We start from the raw sequence: 24283 nt of genomic DNA, 5'->3' as shown, positions 1-24283 counted from the left end.
AGAAATGAAAAAAGACGTTAAATTATTATTTTACTTCCAAAGTAGGATTTCTTGTATTTTTAGTAGCTATTCCAGTGAGTTACTCTTTTTTAAAAAGAATGAGAGAATCAATCCAGTAATGGCAAATAAAAACGCGACGAAAAAGGCTTTTTTCACTCCGGCCAGGTAATCAAGCGGATCTGGTATTTCAGATTCTGCAGCAGTCCTGCTGATAAAGGAGATAATAAATGTTAATCCCAACGATCCCCCAAATTGGCGGGCAGTATTGATAACCGCAGTCCCATGAGGAATTAAAGCATCAGGCAAAGCATTGATACCAGCGGTCATGATTGGCATATTAATCAATGCGACACCAGCCATAGAAACCATAAATAAGACCATTGTAATAACGAAAGGCGTATCTAGGTCGAGCATAAAATAAAAACCAAGTGTGCTTAGACAGAGTAAAACAAAGCCAATAATCGCAATGGTTTTATCACCGTATTTATCGAACAATCTGCCTGCGAAAAGAGACATGACAGCGAGTGTTAAGGCACCAGGCATAACAATCAAGCCTCCATAATAAGCTGAAAACTGCTGCGTGTTCTGCACATGCATCGGCAAAATCGTCTCAATGGAAATCAATAAACTGAAAGAAAGGATTGAAACAAACGCGACAAGTGCAAAAACAGGTACTTTAAGCACACGAAGTTCCAAAATAGGCATCTGCAACCGCAACTGCCGAAATACAAATAACCCCAATGCTAAAGCGCCCGCAATCAGACTGGCAAGCGTGACTGCATCCGTTATTCCTGCTTCCTCTATCTTGTTGAATCCATAAAGCATCCCACCAAAACCAATTATTGATAAAAAAATAGATAAAATGTCAATTTCTGTTTTTCGTTGCTCTGTAATGTTACGCATAAACAAGAAGACCAAAAGCATAATACATGCTGCAACCGGAAGTGTTAAGAGAAACAAGGCACGCCATTCGAAATATTGAATTAAAAGACCAGATATCGGAGGGCCAACCGCAGGAGCAACATTAATCACGAGCCCAGCAAATCCCATTGCAAGCCCTCTTTTTTCTTTTGGGTAAATAAGAAACATTATTGTTTGCATTAATGGTATCATGATCCCAGAGCCAATTCCTTGAATGACGCGTCCCACAATTAAGATGGAAAAGGAAGGCGCAACGAAGCCAAGCAATGTACCTGTAAAAAACAAGATCATCGCGCTCATCATTAATGTCCTTGTTTTAAATCTATCAATTAAATAAGCCGTTATCGGGATAAGAATGGCTACTGTTAACATAAAGCTGGTCGTCAGCCACTGAACGTCACTTGAGTTAATATCAAATTCAATCATGATTTTTGGAAAAGCCGTGATGAGTAGAAACTGCGTAAGAACAGATAAAAAAGATGCAGACAATGTAGTTGCAACAATTAAACGTCTATGTAAAGGTGATAAATTTGCCGAAGTCATATTCTGACCCTCCCTCAACATACTCCCTCCACAAGCTCCCACTAACAGCTATCACGTAATCGATATGCATTTTAGGATTTTGGATGGAACCAATTTCTTTAGAGTGCTTAGGATAAAATTAATCTTTCCATTGTTTCGGATGATTATGGAATAAAAAATAGATGCTAGTATGTAGATATACACACCGTCTTTTTCTTGGTTTCCTCATTAAACATAACACTACATACCATATCATGTTTCATCAGTAGATCAATAGTGAATTACCTTTTCATCTATTAATTCATCATCGATTCAACATTCAGAATACCACTTATTTCGATCATGGGTAAGGATGGCAGGTTTATAGGAGAGTTTTTGGGGAGGCTGGCAAATCTTATTTTAAGGCGCTTTTCGCATATTTTGTTTCTTTCTTACATCGCATTTTCTATATTATACGCAGTAACTTTATTGGATTTCATGACTTCCTTTATTATGTATGTGCTAATCCTGCGCTGCGGGAAAACACTCGCTTTCCATGGGGAACGCTTCAGCCTCCAAAGGAAAGCGGAAGCGCCTTGGTCACCCCCGATTAGAAAACTTGGCTTTTCGCCAATTGGCGAAAGCCTTAGTTGCACTTATGCAGTAAGTAGTTTCTTATCTGCCAAGCTTAGGTCGAGCCTCGGCGTGGCGCTTTTTGCCACAAAGAGGATTGACTTAAGACCTCGAGGGGGTAGGCGCTGCAGCTAGACCTCACGAGCAAAAAGCGCTCGCTGCGGGGTCTTCAGACTGTTCCTTTTCCCATAGGAGTCTCGCATTTTCCCGCAGCTTAGAATAACTTTCTGCTCAAATAAGAAGATACTGACAATATAAAACGAATAAGTCTATCTTGCGCTCCAATCAATTATCGCATTAGCAACAATAATAATAAGAAATAGTAGCACGAACTAGCGAAGGAAAAACACGAAGACTCCTGCGGGAAGAGTAAGCAAAGTGAGACCCCTAGAAACGTGTGTACGAGTTGAGGAGGCTTACGGCTTACCCGCGGAAAGCGAAGTGTTTTTCCGTAGCGGTTATTAACAGCTATATTATTTATTGCGCATCATAGATCTTATGTGTCATGACGTTTTATCCCGCATGTAACGGGCAGTAAGACCCCCACTTCAAGATTTCCAGGAGGTCCAAGAAAGATAAGTGGGGGATCAAACTGCCCGTAAATGTCCGATTCGTTCAACTAACAATCAGTGGGAGAGGAAAGGAAACACCCACTGATTGAAGTTTCACTTTATACTAAAAAGCAACAATCTTTTAGAAAACAGCCAATATAAAAAAGTTGGGTTTTCTTTAAATTTACCCAACCTTTTTTGTGTGCTAATTATATTGTGATTTCTTTTGCTAATTCAAATATTATTTAACCTCATGTTCAACCCATCGTAGTGTGGATAAAGAGACGGCCGATAAACTTAAAATAGCCTTTTGAAAGGACTTTGATTCTTTTACGAATATCGTCATTTTTACCGGGCTTTTTGAACAACTTCTTAAATTTATAGACTAATATTTTTTCCTGATACTGCTTCTTAGCGTACGCTTCATTGTACTTATACAGTTTATAAGACTATCAGACCATGCTATTGTTCAAAAGACAACCATACTTTCCAATGCTGCTGATCGGAAGAAAATTTTAATCATCCGTAGTCGTCTTTTTAAAACAGATATACATGAATATAGCGGCACCCATGACCCAAAGTGCTACAATGCCAGTGGGAGACCAAGAGCTAGTTTCATGTGCCTCAATTGCCTGCATGAGCGGGAATGTATCGGCAATTGCAATGGCCATACTATCTTCGCTAAGACCGAGTGAGTAAATCATCGGTGTAAATCCGAATAAAAACATAAGCGGCATCAGATAGGCTGAGGTGGCAGCAATCGACTTAGAAAACAGGCCGATTCCGATACCAAGTAACAGAAAAAACAGAAATAACAGGATCAATCCAATGATAACCCGAAAATCAAGAAATGGTCCAATACCAACGATCATTAAAGACACGATAAGTGAAATAAAAGTTATTAATCCAGTTACCAAACTTTTTCCAATTATAATGTCAAGAAAAGAAGCAGGGGACAGAATCAATCCGCGTAATGTTTTCTTTTCATTTTCCTCAGCCATCATCGTCATCATAACGCTTGATGTCACAGCCGAAAAGGTTACGCCGACGATTAAATAGATCAGAGAAATCGGAAGTTCATTACCCATACGCTCGTAAATTAACGCAAGCACAACCGGGAGAAGCGGCATCGTCAAAAGCATCATATTTTTCAAGAAGTCTTTCATATCTTTTTCGAAAATGGCTATTATACGTTTAGCGTTCATTATACCAGCTCCTTCCCGGTTATTTTTAGAAAGATTTGACCAAGTGTTGGATTGTCTGTATTTATTGCTTTCACCGATCCATTTGCGATAAGATCCCTGATTTGATCGGCATTATCACGGTTATTTTCTATAACCAGTTTATCACCATCAAATGTTTCCACATGAAAAGCATGTGTTGAGTATTTATAACGGAGTGTATCTGGACTGTCCATTTCCTGTATTTCCCCATTGTGCAAAAAGGCCACACGATCACATAATACTGTCGCTTCTTCCATATTATGGGTTGTTAAGAAAATCGTTGTCCCAGCTTCATTTAACCGCTGCAACCCGCGGTGAATTTGTGCCATATTAGCTGGATCCAAAGCAGACGTTGGCTCATCAAGAAAAACTAATTCCGGTTTATGAATAAGTGCTTTTGCGAGCAAAACGCGCTGCTTCATTCCTTTAGACAGCTTTGAGACCGTTTTTGTTCGCTCTTCTTCCAAATTGACTTCCTTTAATATCACATCAATTTCTGTGAGCGGTGCATTGTATAATTTACAAAATAATTTCAGGTTATCATAAACAGTCAACCGCTCATAAAGTGAACTGTTATCCGATAAAATACCAATTTTGGATTTGAAACCAGACGTTCCGAATTGTTTCGAATCCATTCCAAGCACGGTTACATCACCTGTGGTTTGACCGAGTTCACCGGTTAAAATTTTAATGGTTGTTGTCTTGCCTGATCCACTTGGTCCAAGTAAACCGAAGATCTCTCCCTTTTCCACATTAAAACTGACTTGCTTAATGGCCTCATTTTGGCCAAAGACCTTTCGCAATCCATTGACTTCGATTGTATTTTCCAACTGGAAACCTCCTTTGATCAACTGCTTCAATCATAGCGCAAAATACAGGAGTGCACAGTCAAATTCAAATGGAATGTACCGTCAGAATGGTGAAATGTACCGAATAGATAGTAAAAAATCAGAACAAAAGCGCAAGCGCCTTGATTACCCCCGATTAGAAAACTTGGCTTGTTGCCAAGTGGCGAAAGCCTTAGTTGCACTTATGCAGTAAGAAGTTTCGCTATCTGCCAAGCATAAGCCAAGCCTCGTCGTGGTGCTTTTTGCGCGTAATGTGGATTGACTTATGACCTCGAGGGGGTAGGCGCTGGAGCTGGACGTGGCCTTTCCTATAAAAGGCAGTAATGAGTCCAACTTTTTATACTTTCTTATCTTTTTAGAAAACTTGGCATTCGCCAAGCCTTTTTGGCGGATGCCTTAGTTGCCTTATGCAGATAGGGAAATTTTATATTTCTTATCTGCCTTGGAGAAATCGCCAGTTATCACTTTTCATGACGAACTGTTCCTATTTCAAGCTGAATTTTTCCTGAATATCCTGAACTTTAGTTCGTGAAAGCGGGATGGTTGACTGTATTTTATTGTCAATTCTGAGAGAATAAGTGTTTTTCGACCATGTAATAATCTCGCGCACTTTTTGCAAGTTTACGATGTAGGAACGGTGACACCGATAAAATCCATAAATCTCCAATTTTTGTTCAATTTCCGCCAATGTGGAATCCATGGCATAAGACTCATCATTGATAATGATCTTAGCTTTCCCATCTTGGCTTTCGATGTAGTCGATCTCAGTCGGGTCAAATAAAATCATTTTATCATCCACTTTAGCCGGGATTTTAAATAATTTGGTAGTCACTGGTGCAACAGAGTGCTCAGTATTGGAATTTTTTTCATCTTCATCTTCATCATCAACCTCAATTGACTGCATGCCGTTGTCCTTTAGTTTGTACACCACATCACCCAGAAGCAGTGCGTGTTCCATATTAGATACCAATACAAGCACAGGTGTACCATCCTCCTTGACCTTCTGAAGCATATTGATGAAAGTATTGATGGTACTGGCATCAACACCATGAATCGGCTCCCGAAACACCATCGGATTGACACCACTCATATAATATTTGGCAAAATAAACCCGTCTGATTACCGACCCCGAGCATTTATACAGTGGGGATTTTGCGCAGTTGTGCAGTTCAAACAAGACAAGTATTTCGGCTAACGGCATCTGACAGTCAAACCATTTATGAAAAAAGGCGATGTTTGCCTCCACCGTCAGACGTTTGTATAGCCCTTCTTGCAGATCAAAAACCGGAATCCTCATATGGCTTCGAAGGAATTCGACCATTTCAGCCTGTTTGTCCGTATCACTGTAAACCGCTGTGGAATACGAATCATCTATGGTAAGGGAAAATGAGGGAAGCGACTCACTGTTTGTCATCTCATGATCTATTTTAAAAAGTGCCATTTATTCATACTCCTGTTCAAAAAAATCTATAAGTTTAGATTAGTATAACATGAAGTGATTTTGACAGGGACTCATAATGCGTAAATTTTTATCAAGATCTGATTTGATGTTTCTACTTGTTTAATTTGTAGATTTCTAAAACAGCAAATGTTTCAATGATAATCACATTGGGTTCATCGATTTCTAACTACATGGGTAAAATATTCATTCTCAAAATCAAAAAAGCTTTGGATCTAAGTCAGTAACTTGATTTTATCTTTCTTCTGATCAATTTATAAAAGATGTATATCTGCACGTTACCTAAGAATCAAAAAAAGAAGCTTCTCACAAGTTACAGAACTCATGAGAAACTTCATTAAGTAGTATGGTAAGTAACAAAAAGCTTCACTTACTATTGATGTGATAGGTAGGGATGGAACGGCTGAATAATCCAGCTACAACTCCTAGGTCCTCGCTGTGATAAGCAATTGTTTACTTTATTCTATATTTTCCCCTTTTCTAACCTCTAGAATTAAAATCAATAATCAATTTATTTGAAGAAAAAAAGTCACTACCAATAATCCCATCAAAACCGTACATTTCCCTAACATCACCGAGTTGTAGGGTAAAATCATTTAGTTAGAATTTGTCTATCACCATGCCACCCACTTTTTGTTCAATACAGATTTCAGTTCCACCTATACCGTACATCTTTCGTGTGATCGCATTTTCTAAATCTAGTAATAGCCCAATTTCCTCACATAAATCTTAAATCTGTGTCTAATATCGTTGAAGAACAGCCGGTATCAAGCAAGACATTACTAAATGTCTTTACCTTTCCGTTATATTCAATCTTAATTGAAACCAGAGGCAAAAATTCATCCATTTCAAATTTCATATTCTCCTTCGCACTCCTATATACGGTTGCTCAATTACCTTAATCTCTTCATTATTTGTGTGAAAGATATATAATTCACGATTTTGATTTTCAGCATGTAATTTTTTATACACTTTCCATGCTGCATTTCCATTCTCAAAATCATCAATTACTGACATTTCTTGAATAACTCTTTCATTATCTACCGTTTTTGATTGCAATGCTTCGACTAAGACACATCGATCTGGAAAATGCTGGTGAACTTCAGGCCATTTCATAAATATACAACTCCGACCTATTAGTGATTACTTTTTTAGAAGCTCATAAAAAAGGCAAAACTTTCCTGACTAAAATTGAATATTTATTATTTTTATTTTATTATATCATGTATTACTTCCAGTCACCGTTTTGAGAGCAGTGGTCTATTCTTTTGTTTAATCTGAGGAGTATTAATTTGTAGTATTTTCATAGAAGATATATTGAGGAAATTTGTAAAAGGGCAAAACTTTAGCCAAAGTACACTGTTACCTTCCCTTCTTCTCGTGCTGTTGCTGAACAGTTTAATAGAAAGCTCAGAATTTGTTTTTCATCCCAACTTAAAGATTCACTTTTTAACAGGGTGGGATCGCCGTTATTGCATGATTTTTTATATAAATCCATAGCCTTGTCCATTTGTTGTACAGAAAAAGTAGTAGTGTCGCCTGACCCGCTGACTCCTGCATTATATTCATCTGCATCAAGCAAACTGTACAGTATAGCAGCATTATAGTTTCCCATACTGAATCGTGCATAAGCAATTTCTTCTCCGTTTATATTATGTCCTGTAATATCATGACTCAAAATTAACCCACCTCCTTTTTAACTAAAAATTTTATACCTGAAACAAAACATACCTCAACCAACGATAGTACATAAATAAAATATATTAGATATATCACCCCTTTCCGGTTTGTTTACTAGGAAAGTGCTTTCGAAAAAGTATGGAAAAGATGTTAAGAAGGCCAGGCTATAAGTGAATTACGAAGTTTTGTTTTAAAAACAGAAGCATCAAATACTTGCAGTTTTATTTTATAGGGATTTTGGATATGTCAGATTATATAAAAAGGTAAGTGAGAGGAAATCCGAGGTTTTCTAATAAATATCATAATCTACTAAACTTGTCAATCATCATGGATTTTAAGTTTTTTGATTTTCCCTAAGCTAGTAGTGGGCTGTAGATATTACTCCGATCTTAGATTGAACTATCCCTATTCTCATAACTCTTTTTCCATAACTCTATCTTTTCATATTTAGTGAAGTTAGCAATCTCTTTTACTGCATCCCCTTTGCTAAAAGGCGAATATATAATATTAGTTCTTAAAAAAGAATGGGATTTAGAAAAACTCACATTCACTCGTCCTTAGCGAATGTGTTAGTTTTTCTTATACTTGGGACATTAAAATTTTAGCCACATCGAATCCACTTCTTAGCTAAAACTTTATACTTTCCTAATGTGAAAAAAGAAGCTTCCCACAAGTTTACTCAACTTATGAGAAGCCTTCGTTAATAAATCTCCATGTTAGCAAAATGTTAGCATCCCACTATCATTTCACTCACAACTCCTTATATATCAAGGGATGGAACGGCTGAACAATCCAGCTAAAACTCCTAGGTCCTCGCTATGATAGGCAATTTACCTACATGTGTTTAAAGAGCAAAACACATTACGGTATCTTGCTTATCCAGTCGGACCTAACCAGTCGTTTCCGCTTTTTGATGTAATCCAGTTGCATGGGCTAGATGCTCGCGTCATAAGCAATTCCTCTCCAAGCAAGGCTTTGCTTATGCGTGTCGCATCTGAGCAGACCCACTCCACTTTTTTGAATTACATCATGCCGCCCATTCCGCCCATGCCACCCATGTCTGGCATGCCAGCACCGCCGCCATCACTTTCTTCAGGGATTTCAGCGACTACTGCTTCTGTTGTTAAGAACATTGCTGCTACAGATGCTGCGTTTTGTAGTGCAGAACGAGTAACTTTTGTTGGATCCACAATACCAGCGTCGATCATGTCTACCCATTCACCAGTTGCAGCATTGAAACCTACACCAACTTTTTCACCTTTTAAGCGTTCGACAATGATAGATCCTTCTAAACCAGAATTATGTGCGATTTGACGTACTGGCTCTTCTAAGGCACGGCGTACAATATTTACACCAGTTGCTTCGTCACCAGTAAGGTTTAGCTCACTTACTTTATTGAAGATATTCATTAATGCTGTTCCACCGCCAGATACAATACCTTCTTGGACTGCTGCACGAGTAGAGTTCAATGCGTCTTCAATACGTAGTTTACGCTCTTTCAGCTCTGTTTCCGTTGCTGCACCAACTTTAATAACAGCAACACCACCAGCTAATTTTGCTAGACGTTCTTGTAATTTTTCTTTATCAAAATCTGATGTGGTTTCTTCTACTTGTGCACGGATTTGTGCCACACGAGCAGAAATAGCTTCTGGATCCCCAGAACCCTCTACAACAGTTGTATTGTCTTTTGTCACAACAACTTTAGATGCACGACCTAGTTGTTCAATAGAAGCATTTTTAAGATCTAATCCAAGGTCTTCTGTAATCACTTCTGCACCAGTTAGTGTAGCAATATCTTCAAGCATTGCTTTACGACGGTCACCAAATCCTGGAGCTTTTACAGCTACTGCATTAAATGTACCGCGAAGTTTGTTTACAACTAATGTTGCAAGTGCTTCCCCTTCTACATCTTCAGCAATAATTAAGATTGGTTTACCTTGTTGGACAACTTGTTCTAGTACTGGTAATACTTCTTGGATATTACCAATTTTCTTATCTGTAATTAAAATGTATGGATCTTCTAATTCTGCTTCCATTTTATCTTGGTCTGTTACCATGTATGGAGATGCATATCCACGGTCAAATTGCATACCTTCTACTACTTCTAATTCTGTATTGAACCCTTTAGATTCTTCAATTGTAATAACACCATCATTGCCAACACGTTCCATCGCTTCAGCAATTAGGTTACCTACCTCATCATCACCAGAAGAAATAGCTGCAACTTGTGCAATTGATTCTTTGCTTTCAATTGGGTTAGAAATTGACTTAAGTTCATTTACAGCAACTTCTACTGCTTGTTCAATCCCACGGCGTACACCAACTGGATTGGCACCAGATGCTACGTTTTTCAAGCCCTCTTGAATCATAGATTGTGCAAGTACTGTCGCAGTAGTTGTACCGTCCCCAGCAACATCATTTGTTTTTGATGCTACCTCGGATACAAGTTGTGCACCCATATTTTCATATGCATCTTCTAGTTCAATTTCTTTTGCAATGGTTACCCCATCATTTGTAATTAATGGTGAACCGAATTTTTTATCTAATACAACATTACGACCCTTTGGCCCTAATGTTACTTTTACAGCATTTGCTAATGTGTCTACACCGCGTAGCATTGCACGACGTCCGTCTTCACTAAATTTGATATCTTTAGCCATGTAAAATGCCCTCCTTAAAAATATGTTCTAAGTATATGTTCGAATATGTCTTAATTAACTACCGCTAAAATATCGTTTTCACGAAGAATTAAGTATTCAGTGCCCCCATATTTTACTTCTGTACCAGCAAATTTAGAGAAGATAATACGATCTCCTTCAGAAACTTCTAGTGCTACTCTTTCCCCATTATCGGTAACACGGCCAGAGCCAACTGCAACAACTTTCCCTTCTTGTGGTTTTTCCTTTGCGGATTCTGGAAGTACAATACCGCTTGCAGTTTTCTCTTCTTGTTCAACAAGCTCAATTACTACTCGATCTCCAAGTGGTTTAATCATGTAGACAACCTCCTTAATTCTTATTTTATTGTGATAGTGGTTTATTAGCACTCACTTAAGTTGAGTGCTAATTCCAATTAATATAATAAATAAATCCAAAAAAAAATGCAAGTGGGAAGTATACATTATTACCGTTTTTTATATATTAGTTGTAAATCATACTAGTATTAGGATCTAGGCAAATATGATAAACTATATATAATGCGGTACAATTAAAAACTTCATCTTTTCTATATATTGCCCAATATAGATAGATATAAACAGTAAGGAGTCGTTTCAATTTGACAAGACGGTATTGGTATGTCATTTTAACGTATATTATCATGCAATTTTCTGGAATCTTATTTGCACCGATTCTATATTTTATTTTTCCCTTAAGTGAGATGGAGGCCATTATATATTGGTCTATTATTAGTTTTGTTCTAGGATTGATTATTATCCTTGTTTTATTAAGGCAAGATATGAAACAAGGATCTGCACGGGATGCAGCACCAGCCAGAAGTATTATTCTATGGGCAATTGGTGGACTATTCATGGCCTACTTCGCTAATGGCATTGCTTCCACAATTGAAATGGAACTACTAGGCATTCAACCAGAATCGGAAAACACGCAAATGATTATGGATATTTCGAGAATGTCTCCAATCTTTATGATCATCCCCGCCATCATCGCGCCAATACTAGAAGAGATAGTTTTTCGTAAAGTTATTTTTAGTACATTATACAAACGAATGAACTTCTTTTTTGCAGCATTAATCTCATCAGGGGTATTCGGCATTATTCACGGTGAACCAGAACATCTTTTAGTTTATTCATCAATGGGATTTGTCTTTGCCTTTTTATATGTAAAAACAAAGCGAATTATTGTTCCAATTATGGTTCATGCCGCCATTAATACGATATCTGTTATGATTCAGTATTTCTTTAATCCAGAGGAACTCGAACAAATATTAAATGAATTAGAAACTGCAGTAATATTCATTGGAGGCTAATACGTTATGAGAATATCACCGAAAGCAATGTCCATTATCTATTTATTAATGGGTGTGCTTTTCGTGTACATTGCTATTCAAAGTGTTGAGGATACGATATGGAACATTACAACAATGGTTTTTGCAGTTGTGGCATCACTTGACTTTGGGGTAGGGATTCGTTTAATGTCCCTACATTTTCGGCTTAAGAAAAAGAAGTAGAACAATTTTTTGTTGTTCTACTTCTTTTTTTGTTGTAAAAGGGAGTATAAAAAATTGGCCTCATTACTGCCTTTTATAAGAAAGGCCACGTCCAGCTTCGAGCGATTAACGTCCTAGTGCCGAAAGACATAAGGACGCACGAGTTTTCATTGGCCAGTGCGCCTACCCCCCTCGAGGTCATAAGTCAATCCACATTACGCGCAAAAAGCACCACGTTGAGGCTTGGCTTATGCTTGGCAGAAAACGAAACTACTTACTGCATAAGTGCAACTAAGGCTTTCGCCACTTGGCAACAAGCCAAGTTTTCTAATCGGGGGTGTTCAAGGCGCTTCTAGCTTTTGTTCGCCTCAAGCATGTTTTCGTTCCAATTTTTCCTCTTCTTGGGGGCCTTTTAAAACAAACGATAATGGGACAATACATAAAATAAATATTCCTGCAATCATAAATGCCTCGTTTAAGGATTGTAGTGTTGCTTGTTGCATATCTGAATTACTGGCTACAAGTTGCGCACGACGTACTTCATAGTAAATGGAAAAGAAAACAATCCCAAATGAGGAAAATACTTGTCGAATGACATTATTCATTGCCGAACCTTGTGCTACTTGTGGATCTGGTATTGCATTCATCCCAGCTGTTGTCGCGGGCATATTACACATTCCTAATCCTGCACTTCTTATACAATTTAATACTAAAATGGTCCAAAATGATGTTGATAATGTATTAAATCCTAAGGCTAATGTAAAGGAACCTAAAATAACTAACCCGATTGGAATAACAAATTTCGGACCTTTGATATCTAATATTTTTCCACCCACTGTCATAAAAACACCAGTTAATAAAGCAGCTGGCAAAAATAATAAGCCTGTTTGAACTTCACTTAAACCGTACACTTCCTGAATTAATAATGGTAATAAAAAGATTCCAGAAAAAAGACCGATGGATGCCGTAGCAGTAACGACTATGGATACAGAGTATGTAGGAATTTTAAAGATAGCTAGATTTAATAATGGCTGATCTTGTTTATTTTCATAATAAACAAAGATTAGAATTAAAATCAGACCACCTACGATAAGTCCAATACTGAAGGGAGAAAGAATTAATTCCAATGTTGATCCACGACCTAACGCATACAAAATGGAACCTACACCAGTTGTAATAAGTAAAAAGCCGACTAGATCAAAACGTAAACCTGGATCCTGTTCGGTAGGCTTCAAATATTTGGCAGAAAAAAATAATCCCAAAATTGCAAATGGTAAATTGAATAAAAATAAAAATTGCCATGGTAAAAATGCAACCACTATCCCACCAACCGTTGGACCAATAGCAGGTGCCACCATCGCTGCAATGCCATAAATACCAACAGCTAATCCTCTTTCATTCCGTGGAAACGCATTGAAAATAAGTGCCATTGCAATAGGCATCATTAAGCCTCCAGCAACACCTTGAATAGCACGAGAAATAATAATCATTGGTAAGGTGGACGATAACGCGCCTGTAATGGACCCGACTAAAAAAATCGAAATTCCTATAACATATATGCGTTTTTTGCCAAATCGGTTTCCTAAATAACCAGTTAACGGCATTGTCATTCCCATTGCTACCATAAAAATGGTTAGGATCCAACTTACTGCAACAGCATCAGTCTGAAACAGTTCGATAAAGGTTGGTATAGTTGGATTAAGCATACTGTTATTTAAGATAACCGTGAATGTACCAAACAAAACTGCTACGACGACAAGCCATTTCGGCGGTAAATTACTCATGCTGTTCCCACCTATTCTCATTTATTTCGTATAACGAATTAATTTTAGCTTATCGTATTATCCCTAATTTTTCAACTATTGCTTATTTTTCTGATAGCCAATGGTCACTATCCCAAGCTTTTTCTTGGTAACAAGCAAATTGGTTCTTGCCTTTTTCTTTGGCTGTTTTCTAAAAGATTGTTGCTTTTGGTTATAAATTCATAGAAATAATTTGTAATGTAAAAAGTATTTAACATTTTTTGAGCTAATGATACAATATTAAATGTCAAATACTTTTTACTTTTTTATGAGGGGGAAATAAATATATGGATTGGATTGTTTTAACCGTATTTTTTAGTATCTTAGCAATTTGTGCTATTTTGATTATAATTACGCTTGTTTCATTACCCCAATTGGGCGATGAAAGAAAAAATTACATCAAAATGAAAGCACAGTCATACTCATTTGCAGTTGTGATTTTTTGGATGCTAATTGAAATTGTCGAAAATTTTTATGTAACTACTTGGACAGATGGTTCTTATGGGGGTGTAAATCCATTTACCTTTCTTATAGTGCTTTCAGTTGTATATTTAATCACGTTACTATTTTTCAAGAGGAAATATGGTGGTTAAATGAAGAATCATATTAGGGAATTAAGGAAAACAGCAAAGTTATCTCAGGAAGAAGTGGCTAAACTTTGTAATGTGTCAAGACAAACGATAAATGTGATTGAAAACGATAAATACGACCCTACTTTACAATTAGCTTTTAATATAGCCTCTCTATTGGACACCACAGTAGACGAACTCTTTATAAACGATTCTATTAGAAAGTAACTACGAGACGACATCTTATTTGAAGTCGTTTTTATGCACTTCTTAACATCTGTACAGTCCTATAATTTGATTTTCGACACGCTGAAATAAGCATTTGTTCTAATTGTTCATCAAACGGTGCTCTATTCTTTAGTTTTGTTAAACTATCATGATAAGCAATATAGGCTTGTTTTTTTAACGAACGATGAATAATAAATGATATAAAGCCAGTAACTAGAAAGATGATTAGTAACTGTATGATAAACGTCTGTCTATTTTTTAGTAAGTGTAGCTTGCAAGTCATCTTCTTAACTGAAATTTTATACTTTCCTAACGTAAAAAAGGATTATTTTCTGGATAGACAGGCTGTAACGGCCGATTCCATCGTATTTTGAGAGAGAATCAACCGATAGAAGGTTGGCAAATGCCACTTTTCTAATATTTTATGAGGTGGTTCCTATATTAAAAAACACCCCCGAAAGTTAGATTTATTACTCTAACTTTCGGGGGTCGGTACCCTACCCAAGCGTTTTTATATGTGAATTCAAGTACTAAAATAGGTGCCAAATACACTGCAAAATCTTATGCTATTCGTTATGTGATTTACCGTTTCCTCTATGGTAAGTGAACTACTTATTTTTAGATAGTCCCCTTGATACCTTATTCACTTTTCGATAATGGATAATGTTTTAAGAAATAAACGAGTGCTTGTAATTCGACTGCAAGGTCAATATGATGTACGCGAATATGACTTGGTACGGTAATCCTTGCTGGTGTAAAGTTAAGAATCCCTTCTACACCGTGCTCTACTAGTCTTGTTGTAATCCCTTGTGCTTCTTTTGATGGAACAGTTAATATACCTACACGCACATTCCCGTTCATTTTTTCCTCTAATTCATCTATATGATAAATAGGGACACCACCTATTTCGTCTCCTATTCTTTGTGGGTTTGCATCAAATGCCATCACTATTTTCGTATTGTTATTTTTCGTGAAATTATAATGTAAAAAGGCAGTACCGAGGTTTCCAACACCAATTAAAGCTACTTCAGTTGTTTCATCCTGATCAAGCGTTTTTCGAAAGAATCCAAGTAAATACTCAACATTATAGCCGTATCCCTTTTTCCCTAGCGCTCCAAAGTAGGAAAAGTCCCTACGAATTGTTGCTGAATCAACTTTTACAGCCTCACTTAATTCTTTAGAGGATACACGTGTTTTCCCTTGATGCTGTAAATTATTTAAAAAGCGATAATATAATGGTAACCGTTTTGCTGTTGCTTGTGGTATCTTATTTTGGTCCACTTTTACTCCCCCATTTCATCCCGATAATAATCGCCAGACTTTCCACCCTTTTTCTCTAGTAGGTATGTTTTCCCGATTACCATTCCTTTATCAATTGCCTTACACATATCATAGATCGTAAGTGCCGTTGCAGATGCCGCTGTTAATGCTTCCATTTCAACACCAGTGGACCCTTTTGTTTTGACAAAAGCTTCTATTTGAATTTCATACGTATCTGTTATATTCCAATCAAAGGAAATATCAATTCCTTTTAATTGTAATGGATGACACATCGGTATCCAATCAGAGGTCTTTTTTGCCGCCATTATACCTGCTACTTGTGCTACAGCAAAAACATCCCCTTTTTTAATCGTCTGATTTGTGATGTTTTCATATACTTCTTTTGTCACTTCTACACTAGAACGTGCAATTGCTATGCGTTCTGTTTCCTTTTTTTCACTAATATCAACCATATGAGCTCTACCTTGCTCATTAAAGTGTGTAAAATCAGCCATATGCTCCACTCCAATTACATTGTGCTATTCTTATTTTAGCAGAAAATAAAATAAACGTCGTGATTAATTTCACAATTGTATTGCTTGATGAAATACGAATACGGTAAACTGAAGTAGATGAGGTGAACCTAATGATTATTATGCAATTAAACGACGTTTCCAAATCGTTTGGGGCAGAAGAAATTTTATCGAATGTAAAACTTGAAATAAAAGAAAAAGACCGAATTGCAATAGTTGGCCGAAATGGCGCTGGGAAGTCGACGTTACTGAAAATCATGGCGGGAGAACTGACCTATGATACAGGCGAATTAATCCAGCCAAAAGGGATAACGATTGGCTATTTAGCTCAACATACAGGCTTAGAATCCGAACAAACCATATGGAATGAAATGGTAGATGTTTTTAACAATTTAGTCATACAGGAAAAGGAACTCCGAAATCTAGAAAAGAAAATGGAAGATGCTACTGCATTTTCAGATGAAACTTATGAACAATTATTAATGGATTATGATAAAAAGCAACAAGCCTTTGAATCTGGTGGTGGATATCGTTATGAAGCAGATATTAAAGCTGTCCTAACTGGGCTTTCCTTTTACGAGGAAGACTATGACACTTCTATTAGTACACTAAGTGGTGGCCAAAAAACGAGACTAGCTCTAGGAAAACTTCTTCTCACAAAACCAGATCTATTAATTTTAGATGAACCGACAAACCACTTAGATATTGAGACATTAGGATGGTTAGAAGGGTATTTAATCAATTACCCTGGTGCGGTTTGCATCGTATCCCATGACCGTTACTTTTTGGACAAAACCGTATCCATTGTATATGAGGTATCCAGACATAAAACAAAAAAATACCTTGGTTCCTATACCAATTATTTGGAGCAAAAATCACTTGACTATGAACAAGAGTTAAAAGTATATGAAAAGCAGCAAACCGAAATCAAAAAAATGGAAGATTTTATACAGAAAAACATTGTACGTGCTTCCACTACCAAACGAGCACAAAGCCGTCGTAAACAATTAGAAAAAATGGAGAAAATGGAAAAGCCAAAAGGCGATGAATCTTCTGCATCCTTTTCCTTCCAAATCAATCGACAAAGTGGAAATGACGTATTAAAAATAAATAATTTATCGTTCCAATATGAGGATAGTCCCGAATTAATCTTTTCCAATGTCCAATTCAATGCTAATCGGGGAGAGCGACTTGCACTGGTCGGTCCAAACGGGGTAGGTAAAACAACACTACTAAAGATGATTATCGGAAAACTTCATCCAACAACTGGAACGATCCAGATCGGTACAAATGTCCAAATCGGCTATTATGATCAAGAACAAGCTACATTATCCTCCTCTAAGACAGTATTAAATGAATTATGGGATGAATATCCTACTATTAATGAAAAGGATATCCGGACTGTTTTAGGTAATTTTCTATTTTCGGGTGATGATGTATTAAAACAGGTAAATGATTTAAGTGGAGGAGAAAAAGCGAGACTTTCCTTAGCAAAATTGATGATGGAAAAAGCGAATCTCCTTATCTTAGATGAGCCAACAAACCATTTGGACATCGATAGCAAAGAGGTCTTGGAAGCCGCACTAATGGATTTTCCAGGTACGATTATTTTTGTTTCCCATGACCGCTATTTTATCAATCGAATTACCGACCAAGTAATAGAAATGCAACAGCACGGCACAACTACGTATTTAGGGGATTATGATTACTACTTAGAGAAAAAAGAAGAAGAGGCAGAAATTAAACGTTTGAATGAAGTAGATGTTGAAAAGCCAAAGCAAAATGAACGAAAACGAAACTTTAAAGAGGAAAAGGCACTACGTAGTAAACAACGAAAAAAGGAACGTCGCATTGCGGAGTTAGAAGGTTTTATTGAAGATTTAGAAGAAAAGCTTGCTGCTACCGAAGAAAAAATGACGGAACCTGAGGTATATGAGGACCACGAAAAATCATTAGAGCTAACAGAAGAAACAAATAAGATTAGACAAGAAATTGATGAGTATATGGAAGAATGGGCGACATTACAGGAGGAGCAATTATCTTAATCACTTTAGACCGATCTCATGCTAGATCGGTCTTTTTAATTCTTGTTATCAACAATCCTGTGAGTAAATCCTCCGTTTATCCACAATTAGTATTGTGATTTATTGCTGTGATTATAAAGGATCGTAGAGTTATGCACACTATCCACCAAGTGTTCAGTATGTTATGAACAAGTTTATCCACAACAATGTGGATGTTTACCCTTCATCAAAAATGTTCTATACATATGTATAACGTAGTTGAAGTATTATGCGTCATAATATAGCAGCCTTGATTTCCGCTTCGGACGGTCGCTTTTTCACATTCAATGATAGTTGAGCACTTGGATACGTTCCGGCAGAACACTCCGCTTTCACACAGCGTTGGATTAGCACTCATCTTATAAAGGATGGGAGGAAGGCATGCTAAACATTTAAGACGCATCATATGGAAATTAGTCAGCAAGTTTCATTAAAAAAAGATACCCACAATATGTGGATATCTAGCGTAATGGCAAAGAGGGATTTGCATTTAAGTCCCAACCTGATCGTCTACCCTGTTCATATGCCATACTTCCTGCAGCTCCAATCATCGCCGCATTATCTGTACATAATGACAGTGGTGGAATCATTAATGGTATGTTACTTTGTGCAAACTTCTCTTGTAAGGCTGTTCGTAAACCTTTATTTGCTGCAACCCCTCCAGCAATGATAACTTGTTTAACAGAAAATTGGTTTGCTGCTTTCCATGTCTTCTCCGTTAACACCTCAACGACACTAGCTTGAAAGCTTGCTGCTATATCTTCAGGACTGATTATTTCACCTCGTTGCTTAGCATTGTGGATCGTATTAATAACAGACGACTTTAACCCACTAAAGCTAAAATCAAATGAATCTTCTTCCAACCACGCTCTTGGAAAAGCTATCGATTCTTCGCCTAAAGCCGCTAATCGATCAATTTGTGGACCACCAGGATATGGCAACTCTAATATACGAGCAACCTTATCATATGCTTCACCTGCAGCATCATCCCGAGTTTCCCCAATCACCTCAAATTGGCCATGTTCTTTCATTATAACAAGCTCTGTATGACCTCCAGATACAATTAAAGCTAATAATGGAAATTGAAACTCTTGTTCAAATCGATTTGCGTAAATATGCCCTGCAATATGATGTACCCCAATAAGTGGCTTTTGCTTGGCAAATGCTAATGCTTTTGCAGTATTAACACCTACTAATAGTGCTCCAACTAGACCTGGCCCTTCTGTAACAGCGATAGCATCGATATCCTCCCAAGTGATGGCTGCCTTTTCGAAAGCCTCTTCCAATACAATTGTCATTTGTTCTACATGATGACGTGATGCAATTTCAGGTACTACTCCGCCAAATCGTTTATGACTTTCAATTTGAGACGACACAATATTGGTTATAATTTCTGTCCCATTTTTCACGATAGCAACAGCCGTCTCATCACAACTTGTCTCTACTGCTAATATATATTGGTCATGATTCATTTAAATTCACCCACATCACTAATGCATCTTCTTGATTATCTTTATAATAGTTTTTACGAATACCACCAGGTACGAGTCCAAACCTGCGATACATTCGCTGTGCAACAATATTTGACACCCTAACCTCTAGCGACAAGCGTTTGACCCCTAAATTAATGACATAGTGTAACGTATATTGAAATAGCATTTTCCCCAAACCCTTCCCGCGGTAGTCAGGCATAATGGCAATATTCGTCACTTGTGCATCATCTAACACAATCCATAATCCAACATAACCGATTACTTCCTTATCCATTTGCAACACCAAGTAATGTGCATGGTTATTTTCACTTAGCTCTTGATAAAACATTTCCTTTGTCCAGGGAGAATCAAAGGATGCCTCTTCCACCTTCATAACCTGTTCAATATCGGCTATTTCCATTTTCCGAATAATTGTCTCAGCCATGATTTTGTTGATCCTTTTGTGCCTTTAGCCATTTTGCCTCGGCTTCTGCTAGACGTAAATAATTGGGAGCTAATTCATGTGTGTTATCAGCTTTTTTTAATGTACCAGCTAGTGCCAAATGAGCTGGACGAGGTATATGAAATGTTGGATCAGGTATAATTGCTCGTTCACCTATTATTTCTTTAATATGTTCCTCGTGAATTTGCTGATCAGGACTAAGAAACATAATACTTTTATCTTCTTTTTTCAATGGTGCTAGCCAATCACCCAGTAAAATATTAATATCGTTTTTGACAACATCTAGTTTATTTTCTTTCCATTGATATAATCCCGTATATACTAAATTACGACGAGCATCAAAATAAGGACAAATATAACCGTCAAAATACCTGCCTTGATAAGCTAAAACTTCTAAGCTAGACACCCCAACAACAGGTATATTCAGTGCCCACGCCATTGTTTTTGCTGTCGATAACCCTATACGAACTCCCGTATAGGATCCAGGACCTTTTGCTACAACAATTCGATCCAATTGGTTTGGATTCATGTTGCTTTCTTCCATTAACTGATGAATCGCAGGCATCAGTCGTATAGAATGGTTCTTTTTACTATTTGTCATGACTTCACCAACGACTTTATCATCGTGAAGCAATGCGACACCTAATACTTGGGTAGATGTATCAATTGCAAGTATGTTCATACAAACTCCTCACTATCTTTAGCCTAATAACTCACTAATCATTTCTTCATAATGGGTTCCAATTGGAAAAAACGCTAACAACCTACTACGTTCATCGAGATAAGATATCTTTATATCTAAACGTTCTGCTGGTAAATAATCCTCTATGAATGTCGCCCACTCAACAATGGAAATACCATCACCATAAAAGTACTCATCAAAACCGATGTCCTCATCAGAATCCTCTAAACGATAGACATCCATATGGTAAAGGGGTAACTCTCCTTCATATTCTTTCACAATCGTAAAGGTAGGGCTATTAACATTGCGTTTGACTCCCAGACCATTTGCAATTCCTTTTGTGAAAGTTGTTTTTCCAGTTCCTAAGTCACCTTCTAAGGTTACCACATCTCCTGGCCTAAGTAATATTGCTAACCGTTCCGCAAATTGAATCGTTTCTTCATGGGAATGTGTTTTTATTTTATGTACTGTCATTCTTTCACCTACTTTAAATGCGTATAACCATGCTTTTTTAAGAGTGACGTTTTTTCTTCTTCATGTAAAAAAACTTTTCCTTCCGTTGATTTTGGATCCGTCACATATCCAACTTTGGTTAGCTTCGTATCTGATTTTTCGGCCGCTTCTTTTACGTTTGGCCAATCCTTTGAAGAAACTGTTCCAATTAATTCAAAATCCTCTCCACCAAATAATTTCCATTTTCGTTGGTCCATAAGTGTAAATTGTTCAAGCGATGCATGAATTGGTATATTATCTGCTATTAAATGAATATCAACATTGGAATCCTTTGCTAGCTCAGAAGCTTCATTTGCAATACCATCACTAATATCATTTAATGCTACCCTATTGATGTGCTCCAATTGTAATGCAAATGGGACCCTTGGACTTGGCATCTGATGTCGTTTCTTTAAATAGGCTTCTTCAATGTATGATCCCTCATGTGTCATTATATGCAATCCGGCACTTGCATCACCTAATGTACCTGTAACAAAAACAATATCTCCGTTTACAGATAAACTCCTATACCTAGCATGCCCTTTCATCACATAACCAATTACTGTTATCGAAATTGATAACTTTTCCCCTGATACCGTATCTCCACCAATCAGATCCATCTTATACATATTTGCTAGACTTTTCATTCCCATAAAGATTTCTTGAATCGATGAATCAGACCATTTGTCTGGAATAACAATTGATACTAGGTAGAAAGCTGGCTCAGCCCCCATAGCAGCCAAATCACTTAAGTTGGCAGCAAGAGCGCGATAGCCAATATAATATGGATTCATTGTTATGGGGGAAAAATGTATATTTTCGACAAAAGTATCAACCGAAGTAACGATATCTTTAGCTGTTTGTCGAAATACAGCAGCATCATCCCCAATTCCTTTTATAACTGACGACTGTTTATAGGTTTTTGGTTTAATGGATTCAATAAATTCAAATTCATCCATAACTATATCACATGCTCCTTTAAATCAGCTATATTTATCATATCAAATACCCTTTATAAATGAAAAAAAGTCGTTCTCACTTTAAAGAACTTGTCTATCTCACTTCTGTACGATAGCCTTAGAAAGTAGTCTCCATGCTATTTATATCAAAATTTTTTTATTTCTATCATTAAAATAACAAAGTGTACCAATACATTAAATATAATGCTCATATTTTAGTAGGCTATTTTCTAAAAGATTGTTGCTTTCTATATGAAACGTCATGCATATAAGGTGTAAGATGCGCAATAAATAGTACTGTTGATTTTCGCTACGGACAGCCCGCTTTCCGTAGGCACGGCCTCAGCCTCCTCAGAAGCAAAAAGCGCTTCTTGCGGGGTCTTCGGACGCGTGCTATTCCTACAGGAGTCGATTGTCCTTCGCTCCAATCAACTATCATAAAAACATAATATATAATAAGAAGTGTTGCTCCTATCAGTTGAGGAAATACACGTAGACTCCTGCGGGAGGAACGGCCTAGGTAAGACCCCTAGAAACGTGTGACGAGTTGAGGAGGATCAACAGCCACCCGCGGTAAAGTAGACACTGTGAAAACGTAAAGTTTGAACAGATGTGGCACTTATGCCCATGGTGAAAGCGAATTGTATTTCCGGAGCGGGTAAATGCTCCAACCATCACCTCAAGTTACTGCGTATAATATAAATTATGCGTCGTAGAAAACAACAAAGCATGCAAAAAGTATCTTCTAGTATTAAAGTTCTCACTAAAAAGTAAAAAGCACATAATTTCATATAATGAAATTATGTGCATCTATGTATATAATCGTTATTTATATAAGGTGGCGGTCCGGACGGGACTCGAACCCGCGACCTCCTGCGTGACAGGCAGGCATTCTAACCAACTGAACTACCGGACCATTGAATTATTTTTATTGAAGAGAAATTGATCAAACTCTTTCATTTATTACTAAACTTCAATTTATAATAAAGTGTAGTAATGTCTTTAATGAAAATATTTTGGTTGCACTCTTTCAAGTACTACTTATTTTCAACTAGCTATGATGCTTACACGACGTAGTTAGTTGAAGTATTTTGGTTGCGGGGGCAAGATTTGAACTTGCGACCTTCGGGTTATGAGCCCGACGAGCTACCAGACTGCTCCACCCCGCGATATAAAAAATTATATAAGAATATTCATGCACCAAGTAACAATAAATACTGTTCATCGTGTTACAAGTATATCTGTGAAGTATCACTCCTCACAACTCAATGTATCTCGGTGGATGTTTTGCTCGAAAACAATGCTCATCGTGTTGTAAGCTTATACAATGATGTTGCACTCCTCGCAAACCTTCAGATTGTAGCATCTTTGATAACGGCTTGCTCCATCCCGCGATAAGAGTTAATATTTCAATTAAATATTGCCTGGCGGCGTCCTACTCTCGCAGGGACAAAGTCCCAACTACCATCGGCGCTTGAGAGCTTAACTTCTGTGTTCGGAATGGGAACAGGTGTGACCTCTCCGCCATTGCTACCAGGCATTTATACATCTTTACTTTTTTCAAAGACAAGATATATTATATTTATTTTTTGATAGAAATGCAAGGGCTTTTTTAAATTTATACCCTAAAAACTAAATAAGAGTCTTGTATCAACGAAACAACTAAATAGATAGTTAAGTCCTCGATCGATTAGTATCCGTCAGCTTCACGTGTCACCACGCTTCCACCTCGGACCTATCAACCTCATCGTCTCTGAGGGATCTTACTCACTCGAAG

General features: G+C 37.3%; 21 protein-coding genes, 2 tRNA genes and 2 rRNA genes. 5 read left to right on the top strand and 20 right to left on the bottom strand.

Annotated elements, in window-relative coordinates:
• Positions 1-66: 66 nt before the first annotated feature.
• The 8 genes from GHC26_RS08870 to groES form a co-directional block, all read right to left on the bottom strand.
• A complete protein-coding gene (locus tag GHC26_RS08870) occupies positions 67-1464 on the bottom strand; it encodes a DHA2 family efflux MFS transporter permease subunit (protein ID WP_163970915.1) in 1398 nt (465 codons plus the stop codon).
• Between the two features lie 1657 nt (positions 1465-3121).
• On the bottom strand, positions 3122-3811 hold the full coding sequence (locus GHC26_RS08865; RefSeq protein ID WP_163970914.1) for an ABC transporter permease: 690 nt from the start codon (positions 3809-3811) through the stop codon (positions 3122-3124).
• Entirely contained in the window at positions 3811-4659 is an 849-nt protein-coding gene (locus GHC26_RS08860; RefSeq protein ID WP_163970913.1) for an ABC transporter ATP-binding protein, read from the bottom strand. Before GHC26_RS08860 ends, GHC26_RS08865 begins: the two co-directional genes overlap by 1 nt.
• A 502-nt stretch (positions 4660-5161) precedes the next feature.
• Positions 5162-6118 carry a response regulator transcription factor gene (locus GHC26_RS08855; protein ID WP_163970912.1) on the bottom strand — a complete coding sequence of 319 codons (957 nt, stop codon included), beginning with the start codon at positions 6116-6118 and terminating at the stop codon, positions 5162-5164.
• Between the two features lie 873 nt (positions 6119-6991).
• Positions 6992-7252 carry a hypothetical protein gene (locus GHC26_RS08850; RefSeq protein ID WP_163970911.1) on the bottom strand — a complete coding sequence of 87 codons (261 nt, stop codon included), beginning with the start codon at positions 7250-7252 and terminating at the stop codon, positions 6992-6994.
• A 229-nt stretch (positions 7253-7481) separates the two neighbouring features.
• Complete coding sequence (locus tag GHC26_RS08845) at positions 7482-7814, bottom strand: hypothetical protein (protein WP_163970910.1); 333 nt, start codon at positions 7812-7814, stop codon at positions 7482-7484.
• A 1024-nt stretch (positions 7815-8838) separates the two neighbouring features.
• A complete protein-coding gene (gene groL, locus GHC26_RS08840) occupies positions 8839-10476 on the bottom strand; it encodes a chaperonin GroEL (RefSeq protein ID WP_163970909.1) in 1638 nt (545 codons plus the stop codon).
• 50 nt (positions 10477-10526) lie between these two features.
• A complete protein-coding gene (gene groES / locus GHC26_RS08835) occupies positions 10527-10811 on the bottom strand; it encodes a co-chaperone GroES (RefSeq protein WP_163970908.1) in 285 nt (94 codons plus the stop codon).
• Between the two features lie 281 nt (positions 10812-11092).
• On the opposite strand from groES, the gene GHC26_RS08830 reads away from it, so the two are divergent.
• Together GHC26_RS08830 and GHC26_RS08825 are read left to right on the top strand one after the other, a co-directional pair.
• Positions 11093-11803, top strand: coding sequence for a CPBP family intramembrane glutamic endopeptidase (locus GHC26_RS08830; protein ID WP_163970907.1), 711 nt, complete (start codon positions 11093-11095; stop codon positions 11801-11803).
• Positions 11804-11809: 6 nt separating this feature from the next.
• Complete coding sequence (locus tag GHC26_RS08825; protein WP_163970906.1) at positions 11810-12004, top strand: YdiK family protein; 195 nt, start codon at positions 11810-11812, stop codon at positions 12002-12004.
• Between the two features lie 347 nt (positions 12005-12351).
• Here GHC26_RS08825 and GHC26_RS08820 read toward each other — a convergent pair whose 3' ends face one another.
• Positions 12352-13767, bottom strand: coding sequence for an MDR family MFS transporter (locus tag GHC26_RS08820; RefSeq protein ID WP_163970905.1), 1416 nt, complete (start codon positions 13765-13767; stop codon positions 12352-12354).
• Between the two features lie 305 nt (positions 13768-14072).
• Here GHC26_RS08820 and GHC26_RS08815 point away from each other — a divergent pair, with 305 nt between their 5' ends.
• Entirely contained in the window at positions 14073-14378 is a 306-nt protein-coding gene (locus tag GHC26_RS08815; RefSeq protein ID WP_163970904.1) for a hypothetical protein, read from the top strand.
• The gene (locus tag GHC26_RS08810) at positions 14379-14582 is read left to right on the top strand and encodes a helix-turn-helix transcriptional regulator (RefSeq protein ID WP_163970903.1); all 204 of its coding nucleotides are present in this window, start codon (positions 14379-14381) and stop codon (positions 14580-14582) included.
• 639 nt (positions 14583-15221) lie between these two features.
• On the opposite strand, the gene GHC26_RS08800 is transcribed toward GHC26_RS08810, so the two are convergent.
• Both GHC26_RS08800 and moaC read right to left on the bottom strand, forming a co-directional pair.
• A complete protein-coding gene (locus tag GHC26_RS08800) occupies positions 15222-15863 on the bottom strand; it encodes a redox-sensing transcriptional repressor Rex (protein WP_163970902.1) in 642 nt (213 codons plus the stop codon).
• A 2-nt stretch (positions 15864-15865) separates the two neighbouring features.
• Entirely contained in the window at positions 15866-16357 is a 492-nt protein-coding gene (gene moaC / locus GHC26_RS08795) for a cyclic pyranopterin monophosphate synthase MoaC (RefSeq protein ID WP_163970901.1), read from the bottom strand.
• 131 nt (positions 16358-16488) lie between these two features.
• Here moaC and GHC26_RS08790 point away from each other — a divergent pair, with 131 nt between their 5' ends.
• Positions 16489-18420 (top strand): ABC-F family ATP-binding cassette domain-containing protein, encoded by a 1932-nt coding sequence (locus tag GHC26_RS08790; protein ID WP_163970900.1) that lies wholly within the window; start codon positions 16489-16491, stop codon positions 18418-18420.
• A gap of 479 nt (positions 18421-18899) precedes the next feature.
• Here the strand turns inward: GHC26_RS08790 and tsaD are convergent, their stop codons facing one another.
• The 9 genes from tsaD to GHC26_RS08745 all read right to left on the bottom strand — a co-directional run.
• Positions 18900-19910, bottom strand: a complete 1011-nt coding sequence (gene tsaD, locus GHC26_RS08785; protein WP_163970899.1) for a tRNA (adenosine(37)-N6)-threonylcarbamoyltransferase complex transferase subunit TsaD — start codon at positions 19908-19910, stop codon at positions 18900-18902.
• A complete protein-coding gene (gene rimI / locus GHC26_RS08780; RefSeq protein ID WP_404821776.1) occupies positions 19900-20358 on the bottom strand; it encodes a ribosomal protein S18-alanine N-acetyltransferase in 459 nt (152 codons plus the stop codon). The genes tsaD and rimI overlap by 11 nt, the downstream gene beginning before the upstream one ends.
• Positions 20348-21055, bottom strand: coding sequence for a tRNA (adenosine(37)-N6)-threonylcarbamoyltransferase complex dimerization subunit type 1 TsaB (gene tsaB / locus GHC26_RS08775; RefSeq protein WP_163970897.1), 708 nt, complete (start codon positions 21053-21055; stop codon positions 20348-20350). Before tsaB ends, rimI begins: the two co-directional genes overlap by 11 nt.
• A gap of 18 nt (positions 21056-21073) precedes the next feature.
• The gene (gene tsaE / locus GHC26_RS08770) at positions 21074-21529 is read right to left on the bottom strand and encodes a tRNA (adenosine(37)-N6)-threonylcarbamoyltransferase complex ATPase subunit type 1 TsaE (RefSeq protein WP_163970896.1); all 456 of its coding nucleotides are present in this window, start codon (positions 21527-21529) and stop codon (positions 21074-21076) included.
• A gap of 8 nt (positions 21530-21537) precedes the next feature.
• Positions 21538-22506, bottom strand: a complete 969-nt coding sequence (gene thiL, locus GHC26_RS08765) for a thiamine-phosphate kinase (RefSeq protein ID WP_163970895.1) — start codon at positions 22504-22506, stop codon at positions 21538-21540.
• Positions 22507-23345: 839 nt separating this feature from the next.
• Positions 23346-23422, bottom strand: a tRNA-Asp gene (locus GHC26_RS08760).
• Between the two features lie 176 nt (positions 23423-23598).
• A tRNA-Met gene (locus GHC26_RS08755) sits at positions 23599-23675 on the bottom strand.
• 253 nt (positions 23676-23928) lie between these two features.
• Positions 23929-24044, bottom strand: a 5S ribosomal RNA gene (gene rrf / locus GHC26_RS08750).
• 132 nt (positions 24045-24176) lie between these two features.
• Positions 24177-24283 (bottom strand): 23S ribosomal RNA (locus GHC26_RS08745); the annotation flags it as partial.

The organism is Oceanobacillus halotolerans, from assembly GCF_010993955.1.
GTDB lineage: Bacteria > Bacillota > Bacilli > Bacillales > Amphibacillaceae > Oceanibacillus_A > Oceanibacillus_A halotolerans.
The sequence above is the reverse complement of the archived record's forward strand: the minus strand, read 5'-3'. Positions and strand labels throughout refer to the sequence as shown.

Excerpts from the sequence above, each read along its gene's own strand:
- GHC26_RS08870 (WP_163970915.1), bottom strand. The coding sequence starts at position 1,464 with ATGACTTCGGCAAATTTATCACCTTTACATAGACGTTTAATTGTTGCA.
- GHC26_RS08865 (WP_163970914.1), bottom strand. The coding sequence starts at position 3,811 with ATGAACGCTAAACGTATAATAGCCATTTTCGAAAAAGATATGAAAGAC.
- GHC26_RS08855 (WP_163970912.1), bottom strand. The coding sequence starts at position 6,118 with ATGGCACTTTTTAAAATAGATCATGAGATGACAAACAGTGAGTCGCTT.
- GHC26_RS08850 (WP_163970911.1), bottom strand. The coding sequence starts at position 7,252 with ATGAAATGGCCTGAAGTTCACCAGCATTTTCCAGATCGATGTGTCTTA.
- groL (WP_163970909.1), bottom strand. The coding sequence starts at position 10,476 with ATGGCTAAAGATATCAAATTTAGTGAAGACGGACGTCGTGCAATGCTA.
- groES (WP_163970908.1), bottom strand. The coding sequence starts at position 10,811 with ATGATTAAACCACTTGGAGATCGAGTAGTAATTGAGCTTGTTGAACAA.
- GHC26_RS08825 (WP_163970906.1), top strand. The coding sequence starts at position 11,810 with ATGAGAATATCACCGAAAGCAATGTCCATTATCTATTTATTAATGGGT.
- GHC26_RS08820 (WP_163970905.1), bottom strand. The coding sequence starts at position 13,767 with ATGAGTAATTTACCGCCGAAATGGCTTGTCGTCGTAGCAGTTTTGTTT.
- GHC26_RS08815 (WP_163970904.1), top strand. The coding sequence starts at position 14,073 with ATGGATTGGATTGTTTTAACCGTATTTTTTAGTATCTTAGCAATTTGT.
- GHC26_RS08810 (WP_163970903.1), top strand. The coding sequence starts at position 14,379 with ATGAAGAATCATATTAGGGAATTAAGGAAAACAGCAAAGTTATCTCAG.
- moaC (WP_163970901.1), bottom strand. The coding sequence starts at position 16,357 with ATGGCTGATTTTACACACTTTAATGAGCAAGGTAGAGCTCATATGGTT.
- GHC26_RS08790 (WP_163970900.1), top strand. The coding sequence starts at position 16,489 with ATGATTATTATGCAATTAAACGACGTTTCCAAATCGTTTGGGGCAGAA.
- tsaD (WP_163970899.1), bottom strand. The coding sequence starts at position 19,910 with ATGAATCATGACCAATATATATTAGCAGTAGAGACAAGTTGTGATGAG.
- tsaB (WP_163970897.1), bottom strand. The coding sequence starts at position 21,055 with ATGAACATACTTGCAATTGATACATCTACCCAAGTATTAGGTGTCGCA.
- tsaE (WP_163970896.1), bottom strand. The coding sequence starts at position 21,529 with ATGACAGTACATAAAATAAAAACACATTCCCATGAAGAAACGATTCAA.
- thiL (WP_163970895.1), bottom strand. The coding sequence starts at position 22,506 with ATGGATGAATTTGAATTTATTGAATCCATTAAACCAAAAACCTATAAA.